Origin of the sequence: Methylobacterium oryzae (assembly GCF_036441375.1) — a bacterium.
Taxonomy (GTDB): Bacteria; Pseudomonadota; Alphaproteobacteria; order Rhizobiales; family Beijerinckiaceae; genus Methylobacterium; species Methylobacterium oryzae_A.
Map to the genome: position 1 here is coordinate 755,326 of NZ_MLCA01000006.1, position 25,498 is coordinate 780,823.

Genomic DNA, 25,498 nt, shown 5'->3' on the forward strand with positions numbered 1-25,498 from the left:
TATTTGCGATCGGCATGATCGCGGCGGCGGCTCCGGACGCGACCCGGCTTGCCGTGTCCGCGGAAAGCGGGATTCACGCTGGCGCGGCCCGTACGACACCGCGGGCGTCGCAGGTGTGTCGCCGGACTCGATCGCGGCCCGGCCGCGCTGGATCCTAGGCGGGCTGCCCGTCGCCGAAATGCTCGCGCATCCAGCACTCGCCGGATATCCGGGCGCCGTTCTGCGTCACGAACGCGTAGGGCGAGTGTTCCACCACAGCGCCACCGCGGCTGCGGATGACCCAGCGGAAACAGCGGGGATCGTCCACACACGGAACGATCTCGACGGTATGAGAGCGCGCGATATCGGTCGTCATGACCCGTAAACGCCCCAGCGCGGAACTCCGCTCCACGGGTTGTGTGTGGACGGTTACCGACCGGTGTGGGCGCGCACACCATTTGGGCCTTTCCGTCGGGTTCTATGACTGGAACATTCCGCGCCGCGGCCCGGTTCGGGCTCTCTGGCCGGGCGCGATCCGGGCGCCGAGCGACAAGGATGCTGCATGCCGATCAAGGCCCTCAACGACCGCAAGAAGCTGTCGAGCGACTTCAACGAGGCCAATGACGCCTTCATCGACGAGGTGCTGAGCGCGCTCCGGGACGGCCGGATTCCCCTCGATCTCGCCCGCGCCTACCTCGCGCATCCGGTCGCGATGATGCACACGGACGGTGCGCAGGCCGTGGCCAACTACTTCGAACGCATGCTGGCCCAGCGGCCCGACATCGACTGGACGCCCGGGGCCTGAGCGCGAGACCGGAACCCTGACGGGATGGAGTGCGGATGACCGCCGACGAGATCGAGGATCTGAACCGGGCGCGCGCCGCCCTGGCCCGCCAGCGGAACGCCATCGCCCGGCGCCTGGGCGGCCTCGACGTGGCGCCGATCTCCATGGCCGAGGACCTGACCCGGACCCTGCTCGCCATCGAGGCCGTTGACCGTGCCCTGGTCGATGCGGGTCAGCCTCATATCGACATCGGCCATCCGCCGGAGTCGTAGCGCTCGCGGGTGAGTCTTGCGCCGCCCGCCCGGGCGGGCGTACAGGCTCGGGTGCTCTGAGGAGACCCGACGATGTCCGACCGCCTGCCCGGCTTCAACACGCTGGCGATCCACGCGGGCGCCGCCCCCGACGCGGCCACCGGTGCGCGGGCCACGCCGATCTACCAGACCACCAGCTTCGTGTTCGACGACGTCGACCACGCCGCATCGCTGTTCGGGCTCCAGGCCTTCGGCAATATCTACACGCGGATCACCAACCCGACGAACGCCGTGCTGGAGGAGCGCATCGCCGCGCTCGAAGGCGGAACCGCCGCCCTGGCCGTCGCCTCCGGCCACGCCGCCGAGTTCCTGACCATGCACGCCCTGATGCAGCCGGGCGACGAGTTCGTGGCGTCCAACAAGCTCTACGGCGGCTCGATCAACCAGTTCAATCACTCGTACAAGAACTTCGGCTGGTCGGTGGCCTGGGCCGACAACGACGACCCGGCCTCCTTCGAGGCGGCGATCACGCCGCGCACCAAGGCGATCTTCTGCGAATCGATCGCCAATCCCGGCGGCGTCATCACCGACATCGCGGCACTCTCGCAGATCGCCAGGAAGCACAATATCCCGCTCGTCGTCGACAACACCATGGCGACGCCGTACCTGATCCGGCCGTTCGAGCACGGGGCCGACATCGTCGTGCACTCGGCGACCAAGTTCCTCGGCGGACACGGCAACTCGATCGGGGGCCTGATCGTCGACGGCGGCTCGTTCCAGTGGGCGGGCGACGCCCGCTACCCGATGATGAGCCAGCCGCGGCCGGAATATTCCGGCATGGTGCTCGCCGAGACCTTCGGCAATTTCGGCTTCGCCATCGCCTGCCGGGTGCTGGGCCTGCGCGATCTCGGGCCGGCGCTGTCGCCGTTCAACGCCTTCCTGATCCTGAACGGCATCGAGACGCTGCCGCTGCGCATGCAGCGCCATTCCGACAACGCGCTGACCGTGGCCAAGCACCTGTCGACGCACCCGGCGGTGTCGTGGGTCAGCTATCCCGGCCTGGAAACCGACCGCTATCATCAGCTCGCCCGGCGCTACACGCCGAACGGCGCGGGGGCCGTCTTCACCTTCGGGTTGAAGGGCGGCTACGATGCGGGCGTCAAGCTCGTGTCGAACCTCCAGCTGTTCTCGCACCTCGCCAATATCGGCGACACGCGCTCCCTGATCATCCACCCGGCCTCGACGACCCACCGCCAGCTGACCGACGCGCAGAAGACCGCCGCGGGTGCGGGACCCGACGTGGTGCGGCTGTCGATCGGCCTGGAGGATCCGGCGGACCTCATCGACGATCTCGACGCCGCTCTCGGGGCTTGACGGGCTCGCGCGCGACGACCCGCGGCGTCGCGCGCCCGGATCGTTGCGCCCGCGTGGACGGTGACGCCGCGTCGCCGGCCGTCGCGCGATGAGGCGCCGGCCGGCGAAATTTTCAGAAGGCCTCCGCCGCCAGCGCCATGGTGCTGTCCGCACCGGCCTTGATCCGGGTCAGGCGCAGGGCGGTCTCCGGCAGCATCCGCTCCATGAAGAACCGACCGCTCGTCAGCTTCGACTCCCAGCGCGGGGAGGGGGCCTCCGCGTGCTTGGCCTGGGCGGCCTTGGCGATCCGCGCCCACATGTAGCCGAGGGCCACGAGGCCGAAGAGGTGCATGAAGTCGGTGGCGCCGGCCCCGGCATTGTCGGGCTTCGCGAACGCGTTCTGCATCAGCCACATCACGGCACCCTGGAGATCGTTCAGCCCGGCCTGGAGCGGCTTGGTGAACGGCGCCATGGCCGGGTCCTCGCCGTGATCCTTCAGGAAGGTCTGGACCTCGCCCAGGAAGGTCATCATCGCCCGGCCGCCGTCCTTCGGCAGCTTGCGGCCGATCAGGTCCATGGCCTGGATGCCGTTGGCGCCCTCGTAGATCATGGCGATGCGGGCATCGCGCACGAACTGCGACATGCCCCATTCCTCGATGTAGCCGTGGCCGCCGAGGAGCTGCTGCGCCTCGACCGCGTTGGCGAAGCCGCGATCCGTGAGCACGCCCTTCACCACCGGGGTCATCAGGCCGAGATGGTCGTCGGCCGCCTGCCGCTCCTTGGCATCCTCGGAGCGGTGCAGGATGTCGGCCTGGAGCGCGGTCCAGAGCATGAGGGCGCGGGCCGCCTCGTTGAAGGCCCGGATCTGCATCAGCGTGCGTCGCACGTCCGGATGGACGATGATCGGGTCGGCGGCCTTCTCGGGCGCCTTGGCGCCGGTCAGCGCCCGTCCCTGGAGCCGGTCCTTCGCGTACGCGGCGGCGTTCTGGTAGGCGACCTCGGACTGGCCGAGCCCCTGGACGCCGACGGCGAGCCGGGCCTCGTTCATCATCACGAACATGGCGTTGAGGCCGCGATTCTCCTGGCCCACGAGCCAGCCCGTCGCCCCGTCGTAATTCATGACGCAGGTTGCGTTTCCGTGGATGCCCATCTTGTGCTCGAGGGAGCCGCAGGACACGCCGTTGCGCGCGCCGAGGGAGCCGTCGGCGTTCACGAGGTACTTCGGCACCACGAAGAGCGAGATGCCCTTGGTGCCGGCCGGCGCTCCCTCGATCCGGGCGATGACCAAGTGCACGATGTTCTCGGCGAGGTCGTGCTCGCCGGCCGAGATGAAGATCTTGGTGCCGGTGATGCTGTAGGAGCCGTCGCCGTTCGGCACGGCCTTGGTCTTGAGCAGCCCGAGATCCGTGCCGCAATGCGGCTCGGTCAGGTTCATGGTTCCGGTCCAGGCGCCCTCGACCATCTTGGGCAGGAAGAGCGCCTTCTGCTCCTCGGAGCCGTGGACCAGCAGGGCCGCCATCGCGCCCTGCGTCAGGCCGGGATACATGCCGAAGGCGAGGTTCGCGCCCGAGGCGAATTCCTGGATCGCCGTGTTGAGGGTGTGGGGCAGGCCCTGGCCGCCATAGGCCTCGGGCACCGAGAGGCCCATCCAGCCACCGCTCGCGTAGGTGTCGTAGGCGGCCTTGAAGCCGGTCGGCGTGCGCACGGTGCCGTCGGCCTCGCGGCGGCAGCCCTCGACATCGCCGGTCCGGTTGAGCGGGGCGAGCACCTCCTCGGCGAGCTTCGCGCCCTCGCGCAGGACGGCCTCGACCACGTCGGGCGAGGCGTCGGCGAAGCCGGCCAGGTTGTCCCGGGCATGGAAGCCGAGGACGTCGGTGAGCAAGAACAGCGTATCCTCGACCGGAGCGCGATACTGCGGCATCTCTGGCTTCCCCCGTCTGGTGCGGGCCTCTCGGAACGGCCCGCCGCGTTGGCCGCATGTAAACGCCGCGCCGGCCGCGGAGCAACGGCTCCGCCCGCCGATCGCGCGACACGCGCGCCCGTTCCTCGCCGCGCCCCGGTCGCTGCCATTACCGGGCCGACCAAACCTTAACTTCGTGTTTACCAAGAAAGTTAATGGTCACGCTCGAACGATCCGACGCGTGCGTCCGTGGATACCGAATTCCGGTCCCGCTCTGCGCAGAGGAAACGGACGCCGAACGCTGCCGACGACAGGCCACCGATGACCCGCAACGCGATGCCGCAGCTCGACAGTTTCGATCCCGAGGTGCTCGACGCGGCCCGCGACGTGGCGGCGCGGGCCGGCGTCCCGCTCGAGACCTGGATCGCGTCGGTGGTGCCGCAGCAGCAAGCGGGCGGTCAGGGCAATCGCCGGCACCGGCGCCGTCACCGCGCCGAGCAGCTCGCCCTGGGCGCGACCCGGCCGGAGGCGTCGCCCGATCGGTCCCTGCCGCCGGCATCGGCGCCCGACCACCGGGCCGACGGCACCGGGGACGGCTACGGCCAGGGCATCGCCGCGCTGATGGACCGCCTCGACGGTCTGGACCGCGCCCTCGACCACGAGCGGCGCGCCGCGCAGGACGCCGAGGCGCGGCGCCTCGCGGAGATCGAGTCCCGCATCGAGCGCGCCCTGAAGGCGGCGCCCGTCCAGCAGGTGACCGAGCGGCTCGGCGACATCGAGCGCCGCATGTCCCAACTCGGCGAGCAGGTCGCCGCGACGCGCCAGCCCGGCCGCCGTCCGCGCCCCGCCGCCGCCGATATCCGCAGCGCCGTCCAGGAAATCCGCCAGCGGCAGCGCGAGCTGGCGCAGGGATCCGAGCCGGCGCTCGCCGCGTCCCCGGCCGATGGCGGCGTCGTCGCCAGCATGCGCCTGGATCTCGCCCGCCGCCTCGAGGCGCGGATCGAGGAGGGCGTCGCCCCGTCGGCCGCCCTGATCGAGCTCCAGGAGGAGACCACGCGCCTGCGGGAGGCGATCAACCAGTTGGCGACGAGCCGGGATATCGGCGCCCTCGAGCAGGCCGTCGTCACCCTGGCCAGCGGCATCGAGCGGGCCCAGGCGGGGACCGATCTCACCGCCATCGCGGTGCCGATCGAGCAGGTCCGGGCCCAGGTCGAGCGCCTCGCCGAGGAAGTGGCCGAGAACGTCCACAGCCGCGTCGCGGAGGATGTCCGGCGCCTCGCCGAGCGCCTCGACACCGCGGCCGCGACGGGCGCCGCCGGGCCGGATGACCACACCCTCGCGGGCCTGTTCGCCGAACTGGAGGAGATCCGTCGCCAGATCGGCGCGCTGGCCGGCCCGGAACGGATCCAGGGCCTTGCCCAGAGCCTGCAGGCGGTGAGCGCGCAGATCGCCCAGCTGCAGCGGCTGAGCGCCGGCCCGGACCTGCGGCCGATCCTGGAAGAGATCCGCAGCGACGTGAAGATCGCCGCCCCCGCGGCGCTGGCGGAGCAGATCCAGGCGCTCGCCGAGAAGGTCGACGTGCTCTGCGCGCGGGACGACTGGTCCGAGCGCGCCGGCGACGCCGGCGTCGCCCGCTCGGGCGACATGGCCTCCATCCACGCCATGCTGCGCAGCCTCGCCGAGAAGGTCGATCAGGTCGGTACCCGGTCCGAGCACGAGGGCCTCGACGCCCTGGAGCGGCAGGTCGTCTCGCTGGCGGGCCGACTCGACGCGCCGCACAGCGCCGACCCGGCGCTGGCCGGTCTGGAGCGCACCATGGGCGACCTGCTCCGGCAGGTGACGGCACTCCGGGACTCGGCGCCGAGCGAGGCCGTGGTGGAGCGCGCCGCGCGCAACGCGGTCGCCCAGACCCTTCAGACGTCCGGCCTCGGCGCGGCCGAGTCCGGCGAGATCGGCCTCCTGCGCGCCAGCCTCGCGGATATGCAGGCCCGTCAGGTCGCCTCCGATCAGCGTCTCGGCGCCACCCTCGAGGGCGTGCAGTCGGCTCTCGAGCGCCTCCTCGTCCGGCTCGGCCCCGCAGAGGCCGTCCCGGCGCGGGCGCCGTCCCTCGACGAGCGGCTGATGTCGTCCACGAGCCCGGAGGTGGCGCTCGCGCCCGTCGAGCCGCGCGCCAAGCCGCGGCGCGACGGTGCCGAGGCTTCGCGCCTCGCCGACGACCTTCTGGAGCCCGGCAGCGGCCGGCCGGCCCGCGAGCNGGCCGAGCGCCGGGAGGTCCGGGGCGACAGGGTGGCCGCGCTCCAGGGCGCCGCGACCGGGCGCCTCGGCCGGCTGCGCGCGGAGATCGATCGCCGTCGCCGGCCGCTGCTGCTCGGCCTCGCCGCCATCGTGCTGGCGCTCGGGGCGCTTCAGGCGATCACCATGCGGAGCGCGGACGAGCCGCGGCCGATGCCGCCCACGAGCCAGGTCGCGCCGTCCCGCGGGGATGCCGCGGACGTCCAGAAGGACACCCCGAAATCCGCCGAGGACGCCGCCAAGGACGCGACAAAGGAGACGACGGACGCGAAGCCGACCGTGGCCGATCCGACCACGACGCAGGCCCTGCCCAACCCCGTGCCCGCGGGGGCCCGCGCCACCGGCAAGTCCGCCGTGCCGCAGGTCGCCGGAATGAACACCCTGCAGGCCGAGCTCGGCAACCTGCCGCCGGCGCTGGCCAAGGTGAAGATCGCGGCCCTCGAAGGCGACGGCACGGCCGTCTGGGACCTCGCCACCCGGGAGGCGGACGGCCGCGGCATGCCGCGCGACCTGTCGGTCGCCGCCAAGCTCTTCGAGAAGCTGGCCTCGTCCGGCTACGCGCCCGCCCAGTACAAGCTCGCGGGCCACTACGAGAAGGGCTCGGGCGTCGTCCGCGACCTCGACAAGGCGAAGCTGTGGTACGGCCGCGCCGCCGAGCAGGGCCACGCCCGCTCCATGCACAACCTGGCGGTGCTCTACGCCGAGAACCCGGCGGCCAACGGCAAGCCGGACTTCGCGTCGGCGGCCTCGTGGTTCCGCCAGGGCGCCGAGTTCGGCGTCCGTGACAGCCAGTACAATCTCGGCGTCCTCTACGCGCGCGGCCTCGGCCTGACGCAGGACCTGATCCAGTCCTACGCGTGGTTCTCGGCCGCCGCGAGCCAGGGCGACGACGATGCCGGCAAGAAGCGCGACGACGTGGCCAACAAGCTGAGTCCGGCCGATCTCGCCAGCGCCAAGAGCCTGGCCGCCAACTTCAAGCCGCGAAAGATCGACGCGGCGGTCAACGAGCCGCCCGCGCCCAAGATGCCGGTCAGCGCGCCGATGTCGCTGCTTGGCGCACCGATGCCCGGCGCCGTGCCGTTCACGGCCCCGCCGCGCCGGAGCTGAGGCCGGGGCGGACGCACCGTGCGGCCGCGCGTCCGACCTTGACCGCCACGCCGCGATGCGGGAACGCTGCGGCAGGGCGGCGTCGGACCGAGGGTCGGATCGCGCGGGTCGCCAACCCTTGCCGATGCCCGGAGGATGGATGGCGCACCGGAACTCTGTCCCGCTCGGCGCGATCGTCCTCGGCGTTGCCGGGCTCATCCCGTTTTTAGGTTTCGCGGCCCTCGCGGTCTCCGGCACCGACGGCGGCCTGAGCAGCATCGGCCTGTCGCCGCGCACCATCCTGTCGGCCTACGGGGCCGTGATCGCCTCGTTCCTGGGTGGGATCCGCTGGGGCGCCGCCGCGGCGCGCAACGCCGGCAACGGCGACTACCTCGTGGCCATCGTGCCGTCCCTGGTGGCCTGGGCCGCGATGGCCGCGCCCGCCCCGTGGGATCTGCGCATCCTCGGCGGCCTGGTGCTCGCCTGGGGGCTCATCGATCAGGACCTGCCCCGCCGCGGGCTCGCGCCCCTCTGGCTCGGTCGCCTGCGCCTGGTCCTGTCCGGTGTCGCCGGGGCCGCGCTCCTGGTCGCGGCCTGATCGGACACGCGGATCGGCGGACGTGCGGCGCGCGCCGTCAGGTCTCGCGGATCATCTCGCGCAGGAGGTTCAGGACGGCGTTGCGCCGCGCCGGCGACTTGATCGCCCGGAACAGCGCGGCGGCCTCCGCGCAGTCCCGCGCGTCCTCATCGGCCGCCGTCTCGTCGGGCCGATCCGTCTGGAGGAAGTAGGTCGGGCAGACATTCAGCGTGGCCGCGATCCGTTCCAGTAGCCAGCGTGTCGTCGGCGGGGTCGCGTCGTCTGTCATGCCGTTGAAACTCGCACTCCGCCCGCTGGACCGATTCAAACGGCAGAGCTTTCCGCCGCTACCCTAGCCTTTCAGCGACGGCGATGCCATCCTCAGGTTGCGTCCGACTCACCATTTGTCGCAGTGCGTGCATCAATTTCGAGATAGGGCATGCCGCATTCGAAACACCTGGACAGGACCTTCAGCGTGTTGCGCGATCTGGAACGGGCGGCCTCGCCCGCCGAGATCGCGCGGCTGCTGGTCGAGGCCTTCACCGGCTACGGGGTCTCGTACATCATGGCCGGGATCGTCCCGGATCCCGGCTTGCCGAAGCGGCGGCATGCCGGATTCGTGCTCGCGAGCACCATGCCGGAGGGCTGGGCGCGCCGGTACGTGACGCAGGGCTACGCCCTCGACGACCCGACGGTCCGGCGGCTGTGCACCACCGCGACGCCCTTCGACTGGAGCGCCGTGCGGCCCGATACGCCGACGGCCGGCCGCATCATGAACGAGGCTGGCGAGTTCGGCATCCGCGCCGGCATCACGATCCCCTTCGTGACCCTCGACGGCGAGCCGGGCGGCATCAGCGTGTCCGGGGACCGCATCGAGATCGACCCGACCGAGCGGGTCGCGGTCAACCTCGTCGCGACCTACGCGGTCGGTCAACTGCTGCTGATGAACAGTCGTCCGGCCCCGCGCGCGCCGGCACGCCTCTCGCCGCGGGAGCGCGAAGCTCTGCAATGGGCGGCGGAGGGCAAGACCGATGTCGAGATCGGCATCGTCATGGGCATCACTGCCGCGGGTGTCGACTATCATCTGCGCTCGGCGCGGGCGAAGCTCGACACCGTGAACCGTGCCCACACCGTCGCGCAGGCGCTCCGGTCAGGCCTGATAACCTAGAGACCGCACGGCGTGTCCGGACGGCCCGTCGAACGGTGGCGGAGGGCCGATCCCGTCCGCCGGCAAGTCCTTGGCACGTCGCCGAGAGCGGTCACAGACCCTACGGTTTCTCGTAGTACCCAGCCTCCGGTCAAACGACGAAAACTCACGCCAGCCCAACGTGAGGTTTCCTCGTGATCCACATCGTCACCCCCGCCAACGCGGATCGCTACGCCGACGCGATGGAGCAGGCCTGGCGCCTGCGCCACGACATCTTCGTCGCCGAGAAAGGCTGGAGTGAGCTGGCCCGCCCGGACGGCCGCGAGATCGACCAGTTCGACACGCCGCACGCGGTCCACTTCCTTGCCATGGAGGACGACACCGTCATCGGCTACAGCCGGCTCCTGCCGACCACGCGGCCGCATCTCCTGTCGGACGTGCTGCCGCAGCTCTGCGAGGGCGAGCGGCCGGTCGGCCCGCAGATCTGGGAATGGACCCGCCAGGGCGTGGCCCGCTCGCACCGGGCCAAGGGCCGCGTCGTCAATCCGGTCTCCATCGCGCTGCTCACCGGGATCGTCGAGTGGGGCCTCGCCCACGGGGTCAACAGCCTGCTGCTGCAGATGCCGACCCTCTACATGATCCACGTCATCCAGCTGCATTTCCGGCCGCAGCCGCTCGGCCTGCCGGTTCAGATCGCCGGCGAGGAGATCATGGCGGCGACCGCCCGGTTCGATGCCCGCACCCTGGCCAAGCTCCGCGCGGTCCGCGGCGACAGCCGGTCGGTGCTGGTCTCCGAACCCGCTTACCTGGTGGCCTGATCATGATCTTAGACAGCAAGGATACCGCGCTGGACATGCTCGCCGCGCAGTGCCTGCGGGTTCGCGAGCTCATCGACACGGTCGGGGATCCGCTGATGCGGGCCGCCATCGACCTCCTGCTTCTGGAGGTCGCCCGGGCCCTCGCCCAGACGGGCCCGCAGGACCAAGCGAGCGGCGCCTGAGGCGCCGGCGGCACGCGGATGTGAAAACGGCGGGCGTCCCGGAGGACGCCCGCCGCTCTTCACGCCAGGATCTGGAGCCTCAGGCGCCCATCGCGGACTTCAGGTTCTGGTCGACCTTGTCGAGGAAGCCGGTGGTCGAGAGCCAATTCTGGTCCGGTCCGACGAGGAGGGCGAGGTCCTTGGTCATGTGGCCGGCCTCGACCGTGTCGACGCAGACCTTCTCCAGGGTCGCGGAGAACTTCGCCAGATCGTCGTTGCCGTCCAGCTTGGCGCGGTGGGACAGCCCGCGGGTCCAGGCGAAGATCGACGCGATCGAGTTGGTCGAGGTCTCGCGGCCCTTCTGGTGCTCGCGGTAGTGGCGGGTGACGGTTCCGTGGGCGGCCTCGGCCTCCACGGTCTGGCCGTCCGGCGTCATCAGCACGGAGGTCATCAGGCCGAGCGAGCCGAAGCCCTGCGCGGCCGTGTCCGACTGGACGTCGCCGTCATAGTTCTTGCAGGCCCAGACGTAGCCGCCCGACCACTTGAGGCACGAGGCGACCATGTCGTCGATCAGGCGATGCTCGTAGGTGATGCCGAGCGGCTTGAACTTCGACTCGAACTCCTCCTCGTAGACCTTCTGGAACAGGTCCTTGAACCGGCCGTCATAGGCCTTGAGGATGGTGTTCTTGGTCGACAGGTAGACCGGGTACTTGCGCGCCAGGCCGTAGTTCATCGAGGCGCGGGCGAAGTCGATGATCGACTGGTCGAGGTTGTACATCGACATGGCGACGCCGGCCTCGGGGAACTTGAACACCTCCTTCTCGATGACCGTGCCGTCATCGCCCTCGAACTTGATGGTCAGGCGGCCCTTGCCGGGCACCTTGAAGTCCGTGGCGCGGTACTGGTCGCCGTAGGCGTGGCGGCCGATCACAAAGGGCTGGGTCCAGCCGGGCACGAGGCGCGGCACGTTCTTGCAGATGATCGGCTCGCGGAAGATCACGCCGCCGAGGATGTTGCGGATCGTGCCGTTCGGCGACCGCCACATCTCCTTGAGGCCGAATTCCTGCACCCGCTGCTCGTCGGGGGTGATGGTGGCGCACTTCACGCCGACGCCGTGGCGCTTGATCGCCTCGGCAGCGTCGACCGTGACCTTGTCGTTGGTGGCGTCGCGGTGCTCGACCCCGAGGTCGTAGTACTCGAGGTCGACGTCGAGATAGGGGTGGATGAGCTTGTTCTTGATCTCGGCCCAGATGATCCGGGTCATCTCGTCGCCGTCGAGCTCGACGACGGGGTTCGCTACCTTGATCTTCGCCATGGACCGATGCCTTCCCGCGTTGTCCCCGCGCACGGCATGCAAGGGCCGTGCGGTCGTTGTCCCGGGATCCTCACGGGCGCCCCGGGCCGGAATCGCCCCGCGACATAGCGCGGGGCTTCCGGCGACGGAAGGCGCGCGCTGTCATCCGGGCGGCATCGTCACTCGCCCCTCGACGGGCGCCGGCCGGTCATGCCAGACGGCCGCCATGACGAGCCGAGACGCACAGGGCGACGCCCCCGAGGACGCACCCAGGAAAGTCACCGAACTGCCGCCCGGGATCGCCCCCGCGGTGGTTCTGGTGGAGCCGCAGCTCGCCGAGAATATCGGCATGACCGCCCGCGCCATGGCGAATTTCGGGCTTTCGGAGCTGCGCCTCGTCAACCCGAAGAACGGCTGGCCCAAGAAGGGCGTCCGCGAGGCGGCCTCGGGCGCGACGCACGTCCTCGACCGGGCCATGATCTACGGCAGCGTCGCCGAGGCCATCGCGGACTGCCGCTACGTGCTGGCGAGCACGGCGCGCGAGCGCGGACAGATGAAGCGGGTCTTCGCGCCCGAGGAGGCCATGGGCGAGGTCGTGGCGCGGGAGGGCCAGCGCACCGCGGTGATGTTCGGCCGCGAGCGGGTCGGTCTCACCAACGACGAGGTGTCACTCGCCGACGCGATCATCACCTTTCCAGTCTCCCCGGATTTTCCCTCGCTCAACCTCGCGCAGGCGGTTCTGCTGGTCGGCTACGCGTGGCGGCAGGCGAGCGGTCGGGCGCGCCTGCCCTTCACGGGCGAGCTGCTCTCGCCGCCGGCGAGCCGCGAGGCGCTGATCGCGCTGTTCGGGAGCCTGGAGGCGGCGCTCGACGGGGCCGGCTTCTACCCGCCGGAGAAGAAGGAGATCATCGCCCGCAACATGCGCGACATGCTCCACCGCATGAGCCTGACCGAGCAGGACGTCCGGACGTTCCGCGGGGCGCTGCGGGCCCTCACGCGGAAGGGCGGCTGATCAGCCGGAGGCCGGCTTCATCTCCGGCGGCTTGCCGCCGCCGAAGCAGCGGCCGACCGCTTCCCAGAACGCCGCCTGCTCCTCGGCGGTGCACTGCGCCATCCGCGCCTCGACCTTTTCCCGGCCGGCCACCGCGTCGGGCGTCGCGGCGACCTCGGTCTCGCTCGGGTTTCCCGCCTCGGCCATGGGCAATCCTCCGTCGCAGAACGAAAGCGCAGCTAAGCCGTGCGGTTCCGTTCCGCGGCGCAATCGGGCATGGAGTCGGCGGTTCGCGAAGCGGCCGCGCAGTAACGGGACGAGGGCGGGGTATCGGGTGCGGCTCAGCGTGGACAATCTGGCCTGCCGCCGCTCCGGCCGCCGCATCTTCGCCAACCTGTCCTTCGCCCTCGGACCCGGCGACGCCCTGGCGATCACCGGGCGGAACGGCGCGGGCAAGTCGAGCCTCCTCGCCATCCTGTCGGGCCGGCTGCGGGCCGATGCCGGGCGGATCGACGTCGCCGATGTCGGCGAGGCGAGCCTGCCCGAGTGTCTCCACGCCGTCGGCCACCGCGACGGGCTCAAGAGCTCGCTCACGGCGGGCGAGAACCTCCTGTTCGCCCAGAGGCTCCTGGGCGCGCCGCGCCTGGACCCGCGCGCCGCGCTGGAGCGGCTCGGCCTCGGCCACGCGCACGACCTGCCGGTGGCCTATCTCTCGGCGGGCCAGCGGCGGCGCGTGGCCCTCGCACGCCTCCTCGTCTGCGCCCGGCCGCTCTGGCTCCTGGACGAGCCGACCGCGGCCCTCGACACGGCCTCGCAGGCGGTGCTCGCCGAGCTGATGGAACACCATCGGGCCGGCGGCGGCCTCGTGATCGCCGCCACCCATCAATCCCTGGGCCTCGCCGGCACGGCGGAGCTGCGCATCGAGACCGCCGCAGCGGCACCGGTCGCGGACGTGCTGGAGGAGTGGGCGTGATTCGGGCTTTCCTCGCCCTCATCGCCCGCGACCTGCGCCTCGCCGGCCGGGTCGGCGGCTCCGGGGCCCTGTCGCTCGTCTTCTTCCTGATGATCGTCGCGCTGGTGCCCTTCGCCCTCGGGCCCGACCTCAACCTGCTGTCCCGGATCGGCCCGGCGATCCTGTGGCTCGCCGCCGTGCTGGCGACGCTGATCGGCCTCGACCGCCTGTTCCAGGCCGACGAGGAGGACGGTTCCCTCGACCTGATGACCGCCGCGCCGGTGCCGCTCGAGCTGGTGGTGCTCGGCAAGGTCGCGGCGCACTGGCTGACCACGGGGTTGCCGCTCGCCCTCGCCGCGCCGCTCTTCGGCCTGCTGGTGGCCCTCGACGGCACCGCCATGGGCGCGACGTCGCTGACGCTGCTGGCCGGCACGCCGGCTCTGAGCTTCATCGGCGCGGTGGGCGCGGCGCTGACCGCCTCGATTCGCCGCGGCGGCCTGATCCTGGCCGTTCTGGTCCTGCCGCTGATGATTCCGACGCTGATCTTCGGCGTCTCGGCCGCGCAGGCGGCGAGCGGCGGGACGGTGCCGTTCCTCGTGCCGCTGGCGGTGCTGGCGGCGCTGACGCTGATCGCCGCCGTGGTCGGGACATTGGCGGCCGCGGCGGCGCTGCGTTGGCCGGAATAGCCGAAGCTCTCTTGCGCAACGCGGCCAGCACTCATCGGTGCGCCAGCGGTGCCGGCTTCTCCGTCTCCGATGTCTTCGGTCAGGCCGGCCGAATGCGGTCCGGGTCCTCGGCTGCGGTCGGAGCCGGCGACCGGATTTGGCGCCGGGCGCGTTGACGCGCGGCGCCCCCCTCACTATAGAAGCCGCTTCGCCGAGGGGCCGCGCTTTCGCGCGCGTTGCGTCTCGGCCATCGCCAGACAACCTGACGCGACGACCGATTTCCGGCCCAGCCGGCCCGTCGGCATCGCCCGACGAGAAACACGAGGACGTACATGGCCAACACCGCTTCGGCCAAGAAGATGACCCGCAAGATCGCCAAGCGCACGGCGATCAACCGCTCGCGCCGCTCGCGCATGCGGACCTTCGTCCGCAAGGTCGAGGAGGCCATCGCCACCGGCAACCAGCAGGACGCGCTGGCCGCCCTCCGCGCCGCCGAGCCCGAGATGATGCGCGCCGCCCAGCACGGCATCGTTCACAAGAACAACGCCTCGCGGAAGGTCTCGCGCCTCGCCGCCCGCGTGAAGGCGCTCGCCGCCTAAACCGCCACGCACGACCCAGACGTTCTCGAGCCCGGCCTTCGCGCCGGGCTTTTTCGTGCGCGCTAGCCGGGCGAGGCGACGGCGCCGCCCCGCGGCGAAAGCGTTAACCCTGTCGAAGAATCGACGCGATTGCGGAGTCCGGAAACGGCGTGTAGCTTAACAGAAACTGACACCGGACAAGCAAAACACGACGATTTCGGGACTGAAGCGAATCGATCTGATTCGCCAAGACTCTAGCCGCCGTGTTCAGCCCCGGCGGGAACACTTGCGAATGGGAATCCGCGCCGTCCCCACAAGTCCCACTGTTAAAGGAACCGTAGGTAATTGTTGATAGGCTCTCCCAATCGGCAAAAGTTCCTCGCGGTGGGGTTGACTCCGTCAAGAGGACTCTGTCCCGCCCGTTCTTGCGGGACGCTGAGGGCGTAAATCGTGCGTACGCGCCGCCTGCGGGCTTCCGTGGGCAGCGTCGGGAGAGCCAGTGATGCGTGTCGACGGAACTGTGGCGAGCGACGACGACGGGGGCCGCAACGGCGGCAGCGCGGATTACGGGTCAGCCTGGGCCCGGGTGAAGCGCCGGCTGCGGGCCGAGCTCGGCGAGGACGTGTTCGCGAGCTGGTTCGCCCGCCTTGAGCTGGAGGCCGTCGCCGGCGGGACGGCCCGGCTGACGGTCCCGACCCGCTTCCTCAAGAGCTGGATCGAGTCGCACTACCTCGACCGCGTGCTGAACACGTTCAAGGCCGAGGTTGAGGAGATCGCGCGGATCGAGGTCGGCGTGCGCGGCACGGGGGCCCCTGTGCGGCCGGTCGCCGCAGGCGTCTCCAAGCCGGGCCCGGCCAGCGGCCCGCTGGCCCGCCTCCACGCGACCAGCGCGCCGATCCCGGTCGCCGCGGTCGCGCCGACCCCCGAGGCGCGCGGCGCCGAGGCCGGGGGCGACCTCAGCGGCACGCCGCTCGACGCGCGGCTGACCTTCGCGAGCTTCGTGATCGGGCGCTCCAACGCCCTGGCGCACGCCGCCGCCGAGCGGGTCGCCAACCACCAGGGGGAGGGCGCACTCTACAACCCGCTCTACCTCCACGCGGGCGTCGGGCTGGGCAAGACCCACCTGCTGCACGGGATCGGCCACGCCGCCCGCGAGGCCGGCCGCCGGGTGATCTACCTGACCGCCGACCGGTTCATGTACGGCTTCGTCAACGCCCTGAAGACCCAGTCGGCGCTCGCCTACAAGGAGCGGCTGCGGGGCATCGACCTGCTGATCCTCGACGACGTCCAGTTCATCCAGGGCAAGTCGATCCAGGCCGAGTTCGGCCACACGATCAACGCGCTCATCGATGCCGGCCGTCAGGTCGTCGTCGCCTCCGACCGTCCCCCGACGGAGCTGGAGGCCCTGGACGAGCGGGTGCGCTCGCGGCTCGGCGGCGGCCTCGTGGTCGAGATCACCGCCCTCGACGAGGCCCTGCGCGTCTCGATCCTGTCGGCGCGGCTGGCCGCGGTGCGGGCCGCGCATCCGGGCTTCGACGTCTCGCCGCAGGTGGCGGCCTACGTCGCTCGGGCGATCACCGCCAACGGTCGCGACCTCGAGGGCGCGGTGAACCGCCTGCTCGCCCACGCCACGCTCACCGGCACCGCCGTGACGATGGAGACGGCCGAGAGCGCGATCCGCGACCTCGTGAAGAACCGCGAGCCGAAGCGGATCAAGATCGAGGACATCCAGAAGCTGGTCGCCTCGCGCTACAACGTCTCGCGGTCCGACATCCTGTCGGAACGGCGCACCGCCGCGGTGGTGAAGCCGCGTCAGATCGCCATGTACTTGTCGAAGGTCCTGACGCTGCGCTCGCTGCCGGAGATCGGCCGCCGGTTCGGGGGCCGCGATCACACCACGGTGCTGCACGCCGTGCGCAAGATCGAGAAGCAGATCGGCGAAGATTCGGTGCTCGGCGATGAAGTGGAGCTGCTGAAGCGGATGCTTCAAGACTAGTCGAACGCGCCAGATCCCCCGTCTCCGGCCAGGGATGAGCCCGCTCCTCGCGGAGCAGGTTCGGTCCGGGGCAGGCGCGGGGAGGGGCCCGCACCCGGCTGATCTCACCGACCCCGGACGATCACTGCCAAATCACGGCCGCTGTCACGCGCCCTTCGCCGGCTCCCCGCTTTCGGGGCTGGCCGAGGGCGCGCGCGCCGTGGCAGACTGGCGCGAACCGAGACGGCCCTGTAAGGCCGCGTCGCCGACCGGCGAAGATCGACGCCCCGGGGGAGTGCTGATGACGGACGCCTTCATCTACGACCACGTTCGCACGCCGCGCGGGCGCGGCAAGGCGGACGGCTCCCTCCACGAAGTCACCGCCCTGCGGCTCGCCGAGACCGCGCTCCGCGCCCTCAAGGACCGCAACGGGCTCGACACCGCCCTCGTCGACGATGTGGTGCTGGGCTGCGTCGATCCGGTAGGGGAGGCGGGGGGCGACATCGCCCGCGCCGCCGCCCTGGTGGCCGATTACGGGGCGCACGTCCCGGGCGTGCAGATCAACCGCTTCTGCGCCTCCGGCCTCGACGCGGTGAACTTCGCCGCCGCGCAGGTCATGAGCGGCCAGCACGAGATGGCGGTGGGCGGCGGCGTCGAATCGATGAGCCGCATCGGCATCGGCGCCTCGGGCGGCGCCTGGCCGGTCGACCCGGCGATCGCTATCAAGTCCTACTTCATGCCGCAGGGCGTCTCGGCGGACCTGATCGCCACCAAGTACGGCTTCAACCGCGACGCGTGCGACGCCTATGCGGTGCGCTCGCAGGAGCGCGCGGCGAAGTCGTGGAGCGAGGGCCTGTTCGACCGATCGGTGGTCCCGGTCCGCGACGTGAACGGCATCGCGCTCCTCGACCGCGACGAGCACATGCGTCCGGGCACCGACATGCAGTCGCTGGCCGCGCTCAAGGCATCCTTCGTGCAGATGGGCCAGATGGGCGGCTTCGACGCCGTGGCGACGGACGCGCATCCGGACGTCGAGGCGGTCGAGCACGTGCACCATGCCGGCAACTCCTCCGGCATCGTCGACGGCGCGGCCGCCGTGCTGATCGGCTCCCGGGCGGCCGGCGAGGCCGCGGGCCTGCGCCCGCGCGGCCGGATCCGCGCCTTCGCCAATATCGGGTCGGACCCCGCCCTGATGCTCACCGGTCCGGTGGACGTCACCCGCAAGGTGCTGGCGAAGTCGGGCCTGAGCCTCTCGGACATCGACCTGTTCGAGGTCAACGAGGCCTTCGCGGCGGTGGTCCTGCGATTCTGCCAAGCCTTCGACCTCGACCCCGAGGCGGTCAACGTGAACGGCGGCGCCATCGCCCTCGGCCACCCGCTCGGCGCCACCGGCGCGATGATCCTCGGCACGGCACTCGACGAGCTGGAGCGGACCGGCAAGGAGCGCGCGCTGATCACGCTGTGCATCGGCGCCGGCATGGGCACCGCCACCATCATCGAGCGGGTTTGAACCACCGCGTGCCCGGGAGCGGCGCGGCGCCGCTCCCCAAAGTCCGGGAACGCTGCTAGAGGCGCGGGCGACGCTCGGCCCTTTCGCGGTCCGGACGATAAGACAATGGGAGACAAGCCCTTGAACCGCATGATTGCGACGCTCTGCTTAGGCGTCACCTTGACCCTGCCGGTGGCCGCCCGCGCCGATGACGCCGCGGACCGCGTCGCCGCGGCCACGAACCTCGTCAACAAGACTCTGATCAAGAACCTCCAGACCGGGTTCAACGTCGCCCTGGAGAAGACCGTGGCGCCGATGCCGGAGGCCCGCGCCGAGGCCGTGCGCAAGGAATTGCTGGACGAGTTCGAGAAGCAGCGGGCCCTCATGGTTCAGGGCCTCTCGAAAGACTACGCCGAGAAGTTCAGCCTCGCCGAGCTCAAGCACCTCGACGAGATCTACTCGGACCCGACCTATCTCAAGTTCCAGACGATGAACGCCGATCCGAACTCGTCGGTGACGGCGATCTCGCAGAACTCCGTCACCAAGCTGCTCAACATGCTGGCGGTGGCCGCGGCGACCGACAACGCGCCGAAGGCCGGCACCCCGCCGGTGCCGCCGGCGCCTCCGGCCGCGGCGCCCACCCCGGCGCCGAAGTAGGCGATGAGCGCCGCGCGCGTCGGTCCGGCGTCAGGCTGCGCGCGCGGCAGCCATGGGTGTGAAGCCCGCGACCGGGGGCAGTCCCTCCAGAAGGGGCTTGGCGAAGTGGTAGCCCTGCACGAGCGTGATCCCGATGCCGCGCAGGGCGTCGAGCTCCGCCGCGGTCTCGACACCCTCGGCGAGCACCGTGACGTCGAGGGCGCTCGCAATGGCGACCACGCCCGAGACGATCGCGTAGCGCCCGGCGTCGCTGTCGAGGCCGCGCAGCACGTCCATGTCGATCTTGATCAGATCGGGGCGGAAATTGGCGAGCAGGCTCAGCCCCGCGAAGCCCGCTCCGAAATCGTCGAGCGCGGTCAGGAAGCCCTGCTTCCGGTAGGCCGCCACGATGCCCTTCACGTGATCGAGGTCGCGGAAGCGCTCCTGCTCGGTGAACTCGAACATGATGCGCTGGTGCGCGAAGTCGATGCGCCGCGCCGCCTCAAGCGAGGCGCGGATACAGGCATTCGGCTCGTAGACCGCGTTGGGCATGAAGTTGATCGAGAGCCGCGTGGCGCTTTCGCGGGGGAAGAGCGTGCCGGCGAGCTCGATCGCCTTGACGCGTGCGGCCTGATCGAACTGGTAACGGGTCTCGTCAGTCACCCGGTCCAGGATCGTGTAGGCCGGCTCGCCGTTCGGACCGCGCACCAGCGCCTCGTAGGCCCAGACGCTGCCGTCGGCCAGGTCGAGGATCGGCTGAAAGGCCATCGTGAACTCGAAGTCGAGCTTTGTGCCGGCGCGACAGGCGCGGCAGCCGGAGTCCTTCGTCATGTGCGGCTTTCGATGTCTGTCCCCGGCTCGCGGACAATGAGCGGCCGCGCTCAACACAACCTTAATGCAAGCGCGCCGGCGGATGGTCGGCGGAACCCAGGGAGGACGGCACCGTGACGCTGACCGATTTCCGCTTCGAGACCGATTCCGACGGCATCGCTCTGGCGACCTGGGACATGCCCGGTCGCTCGATGAACGTGATCACCGAAGGCGTGATGGACCAGCTCGAGCAGATTATCGAGCAGGTCGCGTCCGATCCCGCGATCAAGGGCTGCGTCATCGCCACCGGAAAGGACAATTTCTCCGGCGGCGCCGACCTCACCATGCTCCAGGGCCTCGGCCGGGCCTACGAGCAGCTCAAGGTCGAGCAGGGCGAGGAGGTGGCGATGCGCCACTTCTTCGAGGCCTCCCGGCGCCTCTCTCTGCTGTTCCGGCGGCTGGAGACCTGCGGCAAGCCCTTCGCGGCGGCGATCCAGGGCCTGTGCCTCGGCGGGGCCTTCGAGCTGGCCCTGTCGTGCCACTACCGGGTCGCCTCCGACGACGGGAAGACCCGGGTCGGCCTGCCGGAGATCAAGGTCGGCCTGTTCCCGGGCGGCGGCGGCACGCAGCGAGTCGCGCGCCTGATGCAGACCGGCGACGCCCTCCAGATGCTGTTCAAGGGCGAGCAGATCCGCGCCCCCATGGCCAAGGGCATGGGACTGATCCACGCCGTGGCGCCGCAGGCCGAGATCGTCGCGCGCGCCAAGGCCTGGATCCGCGAGGGTGGCTCCGCGGTGGCGCCCTGGGACGTGCCGAAGTTCAAGGCCCCGTCCGGCAAGGTCTACTCGCCCGCCGGCATGATGATCTGGCCGCCGGCCAACGCCATCTACCGTCGCGAGACGCACGACAACTACCCCGCCGCCAAGGCGATCCTGGCCTCCGTGTACGAGGGCCTGCAGCTGCCGATGGACCTCGCCCTGCGGGTCGAGAGCCGCTACTTCGCGCATATCCTGCGCTCGACCGAGGCGGCGGCGATGATCCGCACGCTGTTCATCTCCATGGGCGAGCTGAACAAGGGCGCGCGCCGTCCGAAGGACGTGCCGGCCACGAACCTGCGCAAGGTCGGCGTGATCGGGGCCGGTTTCATGGGCGCGGGTGTCGCCTACGTCACCGCACAGGCCGGAATCGAGGTGGTGCTGGTCGACCAGTCTGTCGAGGCCGCCGAGAAGGGCAAGGCCTACGCCCACACCCTCATCACCGGCCAGATCAACAAGGGCCGGGCCAAGACCGCCGACCGGGAGGCGCTGCTCGGCCGGATCCAGGCCACGGCGGATTACGGCGCGCTCGCCGCATGCGACCTCGTGATCGAGGCCGTCTTCGAGGATCCGCGCGTGAAGGCCGAGGTCATCCAGAAGGTCGAGGCGGTCATCCGTCCCGACGCGATCTTCACGTCCAACACCTCGACCCTGCCGATCACCGGCCTGGCCAAGGCCTCGCAGCGGCCGGCGCAGTTCGTCGGCATCCACTTCTTCTCCCCCGTGGAGAAGATGATGCTCGTCGAGATCATCAAGGGCGAGGCCACTGGGGACGCGGCGCTCGCCACCGCCCTCGACTACGTCCGGCTGATCAAGAAGACGCCGATCGTCGTCAACGACGCCCGCGGCTTCTTCGCCAACCGCTGCGTCGGCGCCTACATCCTCGAGGGCCACAAGATGCTCTCCGAGGGCGTGCCGCCGGCGATGATCGAGAGCGCCGGCCGCCAGGCGGGCATGCCGGTCGGGCCGCTGTCGCTCAACGACGAGGTCGCCCTCGACCTCGTGCTCAAGATCGCCAAGGCCACCGAGGCGCAGGTGGGGCAGGGCGCCGTCGACCCGGCGCAGAAGGCGATCCTCGCCGAGATGGTCGAGAACCAGGGCCGGCTCGGCCGCAAGAACCGCAAGGGCTTTTACGACTACCCCGAGGGCGCGCCGAAGCGCCTCTGGCCCGGGCTGAAGGACCTGCAGCCGAACCGCCTCGACCCCGAGGCCGTCGATTTCACCGAGCTGAAGCAGCGGCTCCTCGTGGTTCAGGCGCTCGAGGCCGCCCGCACGGTCGGCGAGGGCGTGGTCACCGACCCGCGCGAGGCCGATGTCGGCTCGATTCTCGGCTTCGGCTTCGCGCCGTTCACCGGGGGAACCCTGTCGTACATCGACTTCATGGGCGCGGCGGCCTTCGTCGACCTCGCGCGGACGCTCGAGGCCAAGCACGGCCCCCGCTTCCGGGTGCCCGACAACCTGGCCGCGATGGCCGAGCGCGGGGGTACGTTCTACGGCGGCGGCGAGAAGCGCGCCGCCTGAGCCCCGTCGGCCGGACGCCCGCTCGCGGCGTCCGGGAGCTGGGCGAGCTCCTCCAGCAGGACCGTCCGCGCGCAGGCGCCGAAGGCCCGCATCAGCCGCCCCCGGGCGTGGTCCGGGGGGAACAGCAGCGCGAAGTGCACCGGGAGCGCGGGGGCGAAGGGACGGATCGCGATCGGCGAGACCTTCGCCTCCTCGTGGGCGGCCAGCGGGTTCATGACGCTGACCCCGAGGCCGGCCGAGACGAGGGTGCAGATCGAGGCGCCGAGACCGGCCTCGGCGGTGATGGTCAGGGCGATCCCGGCGGCCTCGAAGACGGCCTCGGTCCGGTCGCGCAGTGCGCTCCCGAGCGACGCGGCGACGAAGGGCACGCCCTGAAAATCCACGGGCGCGAGCGATTCCCGCGCGGCGAGGGCGTGGTCCCGCGGCAGGACGGCGACGCAGGCGCGCGTCTCGACATGCTCGGCGCGCGCCTCCGGGGCGTCGCCGTACAGCATCGTCAGCGCGGCGTCGCAGGAGCCGGTGGCGAGCCAGTGGTTCACGGTCTCGTCGTCGCCGGAATGGATCGCCACGATCACGTCCGGATGCGCGGCCCGGAAGCGGACGACCGCGCGCGCGAGGAGCCCGCCCGCCAGTCGCGGCATCGCCGCCACCCGCAGCCGCTCCGCCCCGAAGGCGCGGATCCGCGCGGCCGCCGATTCCAGGCTCGTGAGGCCCACGAAGGCGCGCTCGACCTCCGCGTGGAACCGCGTCCCGTCGAGGGAGGGCACGACCCGGCTCCCGCTCCGGTCGAACAGGGGCAGGCCGGTGATCGCCTCCAGCTGCGCGATCAGCCGGCTGACCTGAGGCTGCGAGGTGTGGAGCCGGCGGCTCGCCTCGGTCATCGACCCGGTGGCCACCACGGCCCGGAAGGCCTCGATGTGCCGGAAGGTCATGCGCCGCTCGGCCATATCAGATCCGTATGCTCGGCAGGTGAATCGGCATTGGACGCCCGCGCGCGGCCGCTCCTAGGATCGGTCGGCAAAGCTTCGGGCCGACTCCCCGTCGGGGCGGCCGGGCGCTGCGCCGGTTCAGACATAGCGAGGGGGTTCGGATCGTGTCGAGGACGCTGCCGCTTCTGTTGGCCACTCTGTGCTGGGCCGGCCTCGCCGCGCCGTCGGTCGCCGAAGGGCGCCTCGACAAGATCCGCGCGACCGGACAGATCAGCCTCGGCTTCCCGGACGCGTCGCCGCCCTTCGGCTTCCTCGACCAGAACGCCAAGCCGGTGGGCTATTCGCTGGAGATATGCGAGCACGTCGCGCAGAAGCTCAAGGCCGCGCTCGGCCTGCCCAGGCTCGAGGTGCGCCACGTGCCGGTGATGTCGGCGACCCGGATCCCGCTGATCAACAACGGCACGATCGACCTGGAATGCGGCACCGCTAGCAACCTGCCCGAGCGGCACAAGCTGGTCTCGTTCGCGCCGACAACCTTCGTGGCGCAGGTGGTGCTGGTGGCCAAGAAGGACACGCCGGTGGATGTCGACGACATCGCGTCGTTCCGCGGCAAGGCCATCTCGGCCCAGGCCGGCGGCGAGACCCAGCGCGTCGCCACTCGGATCAACGTCCGCGACAAGCTCGACATCCAGGTGATGCCGGCCAAGGACACCGCGGAGGTGTTCCTGCTCGTGGAGACCGGGCGCGCGGCGGGCGCCATCAACGACGACGCCCTGGCCCACGCCACGGTGGCGGGCGCCAAGCGGCCGGCCGATTACAAGATCGGCACGAAGGGCCTGGAATTCGCGCCCTACGGCATCCTGGAGCCGAAGGACGATCCGGCCTTCAAGGCAGCGGTCGACAGAGCGGTCGTCGAGCTGATCCAGGACGGGACCGTGGCGCGCCTCTACGGCAAGTATTTCGAGCAGCCGATTCCGCCGAAGGGCATCAACCTGGAGCTGCCCATGAGCGACGTGCTCAAGCGCGCTCTGGCCAACCCGACCGATTCCGGTGACGAGGCCGCGTACCGATAGGGCGGCCGGCGAGTCCGACATGCATAACGACCAGAGCCACCCGGCGGGCGCCCCGTCCCTCGTCGACCTGCGGAGCGACACCGTCACGCGGCCGACGGAGGCCATGTACGCGCGGATGCGCACGGCGCCGCTGGGCGACGACGGGCTCGACGCCGACCCGACCGCCTGCGCGCTGGAGGAGACCGCCGCCGCGATGCTCGGCAAGGCGGCCGGCCTGTTCGTGCCGAGCTGCACGATGGGCAACCTTCTGGCGATTCTCGCCCAGGTTCAGCGCAGCGAGCAGATCCTGCTCGAGGCCCAGGCCCACATGCTCCACACCGAGCGCGGGGCCGCCACCCTGACCGGCGCGTTCCTGTACGGGATCGCCGGCACGGACGGCGCCATGGACCTCGATCGACTGGAGGACGCTCTCCGCCCGGCCGCGAGCCCGCTGCGGACGGCCATGGTCGCGCTGGAGACCTCCCACAACGCCGCCGGCGGCACGGCGCTGCCGGAGGCCCACATGGCGGCGGTGGCGGACATCGCCCGCGCGCGCGGCATCTCGGTTCATCTCGACGGGGCACGCCTGTTCAACGCCGCCACCCACCTCGGGGTCGCGCCGGCGGATCTCACCGCCCATGTCGACACGGTCTCGCTGTGCCTGTCGAAGGGCCTGAGCGCGCCGGTCGGCGCGGTGCTGGCGGGCGACGGTCCGGTGATCGCAACTGCGCGGCGTTTGCGGAAGATGATCGGTGGGACGCAGCGGCAGGTGGGGGTCGTCGCCGCCGCCGGCCTCGAGGCGATCACCACGATGGGCGCGCGCCTCGCCGAGGATCACGACCGAGCCCGGCAACTGAGCGACGGGCTGAACGCCCTGCGGCCGCGCCTCTCGGCGAGCGTGCCGCAGACCAACATCGTGCAGGTCGATCTCGGCCAGACCGGGCGCGGCAGCGCGCGCTGGGTCGCGGATCTCGAGGCGGCCGGCATCCGCACACGCCCGCTGGGCGAGCGGCGGCTGCGGCTCGTCACGCACCGGCACATCGCGGCGGCCGATATCGAGCGCGCCGTGGCGGCGTTCCGCGCCTGCCTCGACGCGGACTGAATCTGGTCAGGCCGCGCCCGCGATCCGGGTCCTCGCGCCGAGCATCCGGGCGAGGAGGACGACGTCGCCAGCGTTGTCCGAGATCAGGTCGGTGACGTCGCCGACCTCCAGCGCCTTCACGTGGCGGCAGCGCATGCCGTAGCGGCCGGCCGTACAGGTGCAGCGCAGCTCCGGGCCTCCCGGCCGCTCCTCCAGGCTGACGTGGTAGCGGTTGCCGGTCGAGCCGCGCATGGCGAAGCGCAGGGCCGCCGGCGCGTCGGGGAAGCTTGCCACGGCCCGGGCGCTGATCGCACCGGGCACGCGGCGCGGCACGGCGGGGCCGCCGATCGCCCGCGCGACCG

Annotated in this window: 25 protein-coding genes and 1 pseudogene; 18 read left to right on the forward strand and 8 right to left on the reverse strand. The window is 71.0% G+C overall.

The window, feature by feature from the left end:
* Nucleotides 1-154: 154 nt before the first annotated feature.
* Nucleotides 155-355: a hypothetical protein gene (locus MOTC310_RS14140; protein WP_331292484.1), complete on the reverse strand. Its 201-nt coding sequence runs from the start codon at nucleotides 353-355 to the stop codon at nucleotides 155-157.
* Between the two features lie 186 nt (nucleotides 356-541).
* On the opposite strand from MOTC310_RS14140, the gene MOTC310_RS14145 reads away from it, so the two are divergent.
* The 3 genes from MOTC310_RS14145 to MOTC310_RS14155 all read left to right on the forward strand — a co-directional run bounded on the left by MOTC310_RS14145 (nucleotide 542) and on the right by MOTC310_RS14155 (nucleotide 2,388).
* Entirely contained in the window at nucleotides 542-784 is a 243-nt protein-coding gene (locus MOTC310_RS14145; protein ID WP_331292485.1) for a hypothetical protein, read from the forward strand.
* 35 nt (nucleotides 785-819) lie between these two features.
* Complete coding sequence (locus tag MOTC310_RS14150; RefSeq protein ID WP_331292486.1) at nucleotides 820-1,035, forward strand: hypothetical protein; 216 nt, start codon at nucleotides 820-822, stop codon at nucleotides 1,033-1,035.
* Nucleotides 1,036-1,107: 72 nt separating this feature from the next.
* Nucleotides 1,108-2,388, forward strand: a complete 1,281-nt coding sequence (locus tag MOTC310_RS14155) for an O-acetylhomoserine aminocarboxypropyltransferase (protein ID WP_331292487.1) — start codon at nucleotides 1,108-1,110, stop codon at nucleotides 2,386-2,388.
* A 112-nt stretch (nucleotides 2,389-2,500) separates the two neighbouring features.
* Here the strand turns inward: MOTC310_RS14155 and MOTC310_RS14160 are convergent, their stop codons facing one another.
* Complete coding sequence (locus MOTC310_RS14160; protein ID WP_331302202.1) at nucleotides 2,501-4,288, reverse strand: acyl-CoA dehydrogenase C-terminal domain-containing protein; 1,788 nt, start codon at nucleotides 4,286-4,288, stop codon at nucleotides 2,501-2,503.
* Nucleotides 4,289-4,588: 300 nt separating this feature from the next.
* On the opposite strand from MOTC310_RS14160, the gene MOTC310_RS14165 reads away from it, so the two are divergent.
* On the forward strand, nucleotides 4,589-7,666 hold the full coding sequence (locus MOTC310_RS14165) for an SEL1-like repeat protein (RefSeq protein WP_331302203.1): 3,078 nt from the start codon (nucleotides 4,589-4,591) through the stop codon (nucleotides 7,664-7,666).
* 139 nt (nucleotides 7,667-7,805) lie between these two features.
* Entirely contained in the window at nucleotides 7,806-8,243 is a 438-nt protein-coding gene (locus MOTC310_RS14170; RefSeq protein WP_012322641.1) for a DUF3429 domain-containing protein, read from the forward strand.
* A 37-nt stretch (nucleotides 8,244-8,280) separates the two neighbouring features.
* Here the strand turns inward: MOTC310_RS14170 and MOTC310_RS14175 are convergent, their stop codons facing one another.
* Complete coding sequence (locus tag MOTC310_RS14175; protein ID WP_331302204.1) at nucleotides 8,281-8,511, reverse strand: hypothetical protein; 231 nt, start codon at nucleotides 8,509-8,511, stop codon at nucleotides 8,281-8,283.
* A gap of 150 nt (nucleotides 8,512-8,661) precedes the next feature.
* Between MOTC310_RS14175 and MOTC310_RS14180 the strand changes: the two genes are divergently transcribed.
* From MOTC310_RS14180 to MOTC310_RS14190, 3 genes are all read left to right on the forward strand, one after another.
* Nucleotides 8,662-9,390: an autoinducer binding domain-containing protein gene (locus MOTC310_RS14180; protein WP_473753869.1), complete on the forward strand. Its 729-nt coding sequence runs from the start codon at nucleotides 8,662-8,664 to the stop codon at nucleotides 9,388-9,390.
* Nucleotides 9,391-9,563: 173 nt separating this feature from the next.
* Nucleotides 9,564-10,187, forward strand: coding sequence for an acyl-homoserine-lactone synthase (locus MOTC310_RS14185; protein WP_331292478.1), 624 nt, complete (start codon nucleotides 9,564-9,566; stop codon nucleotides 10,185-10,187).
* A gap of 2 nt (nucleotides 10,188-10,189) precedes the next feature.
* The gene (locus MOTC310_RS14190) at nucleotides 10,190-10,369 is read left to right on the forward strand and encodes a hypothetical protein (RefSeq protein WP_331302206.1); all 180 of its coding nucleotides are present in this window, start codon (nucleotides 10,190-10,192) and stop codon (nucleotides 10,367-10,369) included.
* Nucleotides 10,370-10,448: 79 nt separating this feature from the next.
* On the opposite strand, the gene MOTC310_RS14195 is transcribed toward MOTC310_RS14190, so the two are convergent.
* Nucleotides 10,449-11,663 (reverse strand): NADP-dependent isocitrate dehydrogenase, encoded by a 1,215-nt coding sequence (locus MOTC310_RS14195; RefSeq protein WP_331302207.1) that lies wholly within the window; start codon nucleotides 11,661-11,663, stop codon nucleotides 10,449-10,451.
* A 205-nt stretch (nucleotides 11,664-11,868) separates the two neighbouring features.
* Between MOTC310_RS14195 and MOTC310_RS14200 the strand changes: the two genes are divergently transcribed.
* Nucleotides 11,869-12,654, forward strand: coding sequence for an RNA methyltransferase (locus MOTC310_RS14200; protein ID WP_331302208.1), 786 nt, complete (start codon nucleotides 11,869-11,871; stop codon nucleotides 12,652-12,654).
* On the opposite strand, the gene MOTC310_RS14205 is transcribed toward MOTC310_RS14200, so the two are convergent.
* Entirely contained in the window at nucleotides 12,655-12,840 is a 186-nt protein-coding gene (locus tag MOTC310_RS14205; RefSeq protein ID WP_331292474.1) for a hypothetical protein, read from the reverse strand. It lies immediately after the preceding gene.
* Nucleotides 12,841-12,967: 127 nt separating this feature from the next.
* Between MOTC310_RS14205 and ccmA the strand changes: the two genes are divergently transcribed.
* From ccmA to MOTC310_RS14235, 6 genes are all read left to right on the forward strand, one after another.
* Nucleotides 12,968-13,606 carry a heme ABC exporter ATP-binding protein CcmA gene (gene ccmA, locus MOTC310_RS14210; protein ID WP_331302209.1) on the forward strand — a complete coding sequence of 213 codons (639 nt, stop codon included), beginning with the start codon at nucleotides 12,968-12,970 and terminating at the stop codon, nucleotides 13,604-13,606.
* Nucleotides 13,603-14,271 (forward strand): heme exporter protein CcmB, encoded by a 669-nt coding sequence (ccmB, locus tag MOTC310_RS14215; protein ID WP_331292472.1) that lies wholly within the window; start codon nucleotides 13,603-13,605, stop codon nucleotides 14,269-14,271. Before ccmA ends, ccmB begins: the two co-directional genes overlap by 4 nt.
* A 311-nt stretch (nucleotides 14,272-14,582) precedes the next feature.
* Nucleotides 14,583-14,849 (forward strand): 30S ribosomal protein S20, encoded by a 267-nt coding sequence (gene rpsT / locus MOTC310_RS14220; RefSeq protein WP_007561677.1) that lies wholly within the window; start codon nucleotides 14,583-14,585, stop codon nucleotides 14,847-14,849.
* Nucleotides 14,850-15,330: 481 nt separating this feature from the next.
* A complete protein-coding gene (gene dnaA / locus MOTC310_RS14225) occupies nucleotides 15,331-16,824 on the forward strand; it encodes a chromosomal replication initiator protein DnaA (protein WP_331292514.1) in 1,494 nt (497 codons plus the stop codon).
* Nucleotides 16,825-17,104: 280 nt separating this feature from the next.
* Nucleotides 17,105-18,313 carry an acetyl-CoA C-acetyltransferase gene (locus MOTC310_RS14230; RefSeq protein ID WP_331292471.1) on the forward strand — a complete coding sequence of 403 codons (1,209 nt, stop codon included), beginning with the start codon at nucleotides 17,105-17,107 and terminating at the stop codon, nucleotides 18,311-18,313.
* A 120-nt stretch (nucleotides 18,314-18,433) separates the two neighbouring features.
* Nucleotides 18,434-18,949, forward strand: a complete 516-nt coding sequence (locus MOTC310_RS14235; RefSeq protein ID WP_331302210.1) for a hypothetical protein — start codon at nucleotides 18,434-18,436, stop codon at nucleotides 18,947-18,949.
* Between the two features lie 30 nt (nucleotides 18,950-18,979).
* On the opposite strand, the gene MOTC310_RS14240 is transcribed toward MOTC310_RS14235, so the two are convergent.
* The gene (locus MOTC310_RS14240; protein ID WP_331302211.1) at nucleotides 18,980-19,759 is read right to left on the reverse strand and encodes an EAL domain-containing protein; all 780 of its coding nucleotides are present in this window, start codon (nucleotides 19,757-19,759) and stop codon (nucleotides 18,980-18,982) included.
* A 113-nt stretch (nucleotides 19,760-19,872) separates the two neighbouring features.
* Here MOTC310_RS14240 and MOTC310_RS14245 point away from each other — a divergent pair, with 113 nt between their 5' ends.
* Complete coding sequence (locus MOTC310_RS14245) at nucleotides 19,873-22,074, forward strand: 3-hydroxyacyl-CoA dehydrogenase NAD-binding domain-containing protein (protein ID WP_331302212.1); 2,202 nt, start codon at nucleotides 19,873-19,875, stop codon at nucleotides 22,072-22,074.
* Here MOTC310_RS14245 and MOTC310_RS14250 read toward each other — a convergent pair.
* Nucleotides 22,044-23,021 carry a LysR substrate-binding domain-containing protein gene (locus tag MOTC310_RS14250; RefSeq protein WP_331302213.1) on the reverse strand — a complete coding sequence of 326 codons (978 nt, stop codon included), beginning with the start codon at nucleotides 23,019-23,021 and terminating at the stop codon, nucleotides 22,044-22,046. The two genes, MOTC310_RS14245 and MOTC310_RS14250, sit on opposite strands and share 31 nt — an antisense overlap.
* A gap of 146 nt (nucleotides 23,022-23,167) precedes the next feature.
* On the opposite strand from MOTC310_RS14250, the gene MOTC310_RS14255 reads away from it, so the two are divergent.
* Together MOTC310_RS14255 and MOTC310_RS14260 are read left to right on the forward strand one after the other, a co-directional pair.
* Nucleotides 23,168-24,076: an amino acid ABC transporter substrate-binding protein gene (locus tag MOTC310_RS14255; protein WP_331302214.1), complete on the forward strand. Its 909-nt coding sequence runs from the start codon at nucleotides 23,168-23,170 to the stop codon at nucleotides 24,074-24,076.
* Nucleotides 24,077-24,095: 19 nt separating this feature from the next.
* A complete protein-coding gene (locus MOTC310_RS14260) occupies nucleotides 24,096-25,157 on the forward strand; it encodes a threonine aldolase family protein (protein WP_331302215.1) in 1,062 nt (353 codons plus the stop codon).
* A gap of 6 nt (nucleotides 25,158-25,163) precedes the next feature.
* Here MOTC310_RS14260 and MOTC310_RS14265 read toward each other — a convergent pair.
* Nucleotides 25,164-25,498 (reverse strand): annotated as a pseudogene (locus tag MOTC310_RS14265) (DNA polymerase III); the annotation flags it as partial.

What these genes read in the sequence shown, in the direction of transcription:
- MOTC310_RS14190 (WP_331302206.1), top strand. Translation starts at nt 10,190, where the DNA reads ATGATCTTAGACAGCAAGGATACCGCGCTGGACATGCTCGCCGCGCAG.
- MOTC310_RS14170 (WP_012322641.1), top strand. Translation starts at nt 7,806, where the DNA reads ATGGCGCACCGGAACTCTGTCCCGCTCGGCGCGATCGTCCTCGGCGTT.
- MOTC310_RS14150 (WP_331292486.1), top strand. Translation starts at nt 820, where the DNA reads ATGACCGCCGACGAGATCGAGGATCTGAACCGGGCGCGCGCCGCCCTG.
- MOTC310_RS14260 (WP_331302215.1), top strand. Translation starts at nt 24,096, where the DNA reads ATGCATAACGACCAGAGCCACCCGGCGGGCGCCCCGTCCCTCGTCGAC.
- MOTC310_RS14240 (WP_331302211.1), bottom strand. Translation starts at nt 19,759, where the DNA reads ATGACGAAGGACTCCGGCTGCCGCGCCTGTCGCGCCGGCACAAAGCTC.
- MOTC310_RS14145 (WP_331292485.1), top strand. Translation starts at nt 542, where the DNA reads ATGCCGATCAAGGCCCTCAACGACCGCAAGAAGCTGTCGAGCGACTTC.
- MOTC310_RS14250 (WP_331302213.1), bottom strand. Translation starts at nt 23,021, where the DNA reads ATGGCCGAGCGGCGCATGACCTTCCGGCACATCGAGGCCTTCCGGGCC.
- dnaA (WP_331292514.1), top strand. Translation starts at nt 15,331, where the DNA reads ATGCGTGTCGACGGAACTGTGGCGAGCGACGACGACGGGGGCCGCAAC.
- MOTC310_RS14230 (WP_331292471.1), top strand. Translation starts at nt 17,105, where the DNA reads ATGACGGACGCCTTCATCTACGACCACGTTCGCACGCCGCGCGGGCGC.
- MOTC310_RS14140 (WP_331292484.1), bottom strand. Translation starts at nt 355, where the DNA reads ATGACGACCGATATCGCGCGCTCTCATACCGTCGAGATCGTTCCGTGT.
- MOTC310_RS14195 (WP_331302207.1), bottom strand. Translation starts at nt 11,663, where the DNA reads ATGGCGAAGATCAAGGTAGCGAACCCCGTCGTCGAGCTCGACGGCGAC.
- MOTC310_RS14175 (WP_331302204.1), bottom strand. Translation starts at nt 8,511, where the DNA reads ATGACAGACGACGCGACCCCGCCGACGACACGCTGGCTACTGGAACGG.
- rpsT (WP_007561677.1), top strand. Translation starts at nt 14,583, where the DNA reads ATGGCCAACACCGCTTCGGCCAAGAAGATGACCCGCAAGATCGCCAAG.
- MOTC310_RS14180 (WP_473753869.1), top strand. Translation starts at nt 8,662, where the DNA reads ATGCCGCATTCGAAACACCTGGACAGGACCTTCAGCGTGTTGCGCGAT.
- MOTC310_RS14160 (WP_331302202.1), bottom strand. Translation starts at nt 4,288, where the DNA reads ATGCCGCAGTATCGCGCTCCGGTCGAGGATACGCTGTTCTTGCTCACC.
- MOTC310_RS14205 (WP_331292474.1), bottom strand. Translation starts at nt 12,840, where the DNA reads ATGGCCGAGGCGGGAAACCCGAGCGAGACCGAGGTCGCCGCGACGCCC.
- MOTC310_RS14155 (WP_331292487.1), top strand. Translation starts at nt 1,108, where the DNA reads ATGTCCGACCGCCTGCCCGGCTTCAACACGCTGGCGATCCACGCGGGC.
- MOTC310_RS14200 (WP_331302208.1), top strand. Translation starts at nt 11,869, where the DNA reads ATGACGAGCCGAGACGCACAGGGCGACGCCCCCGAGGACGCACCCAGG.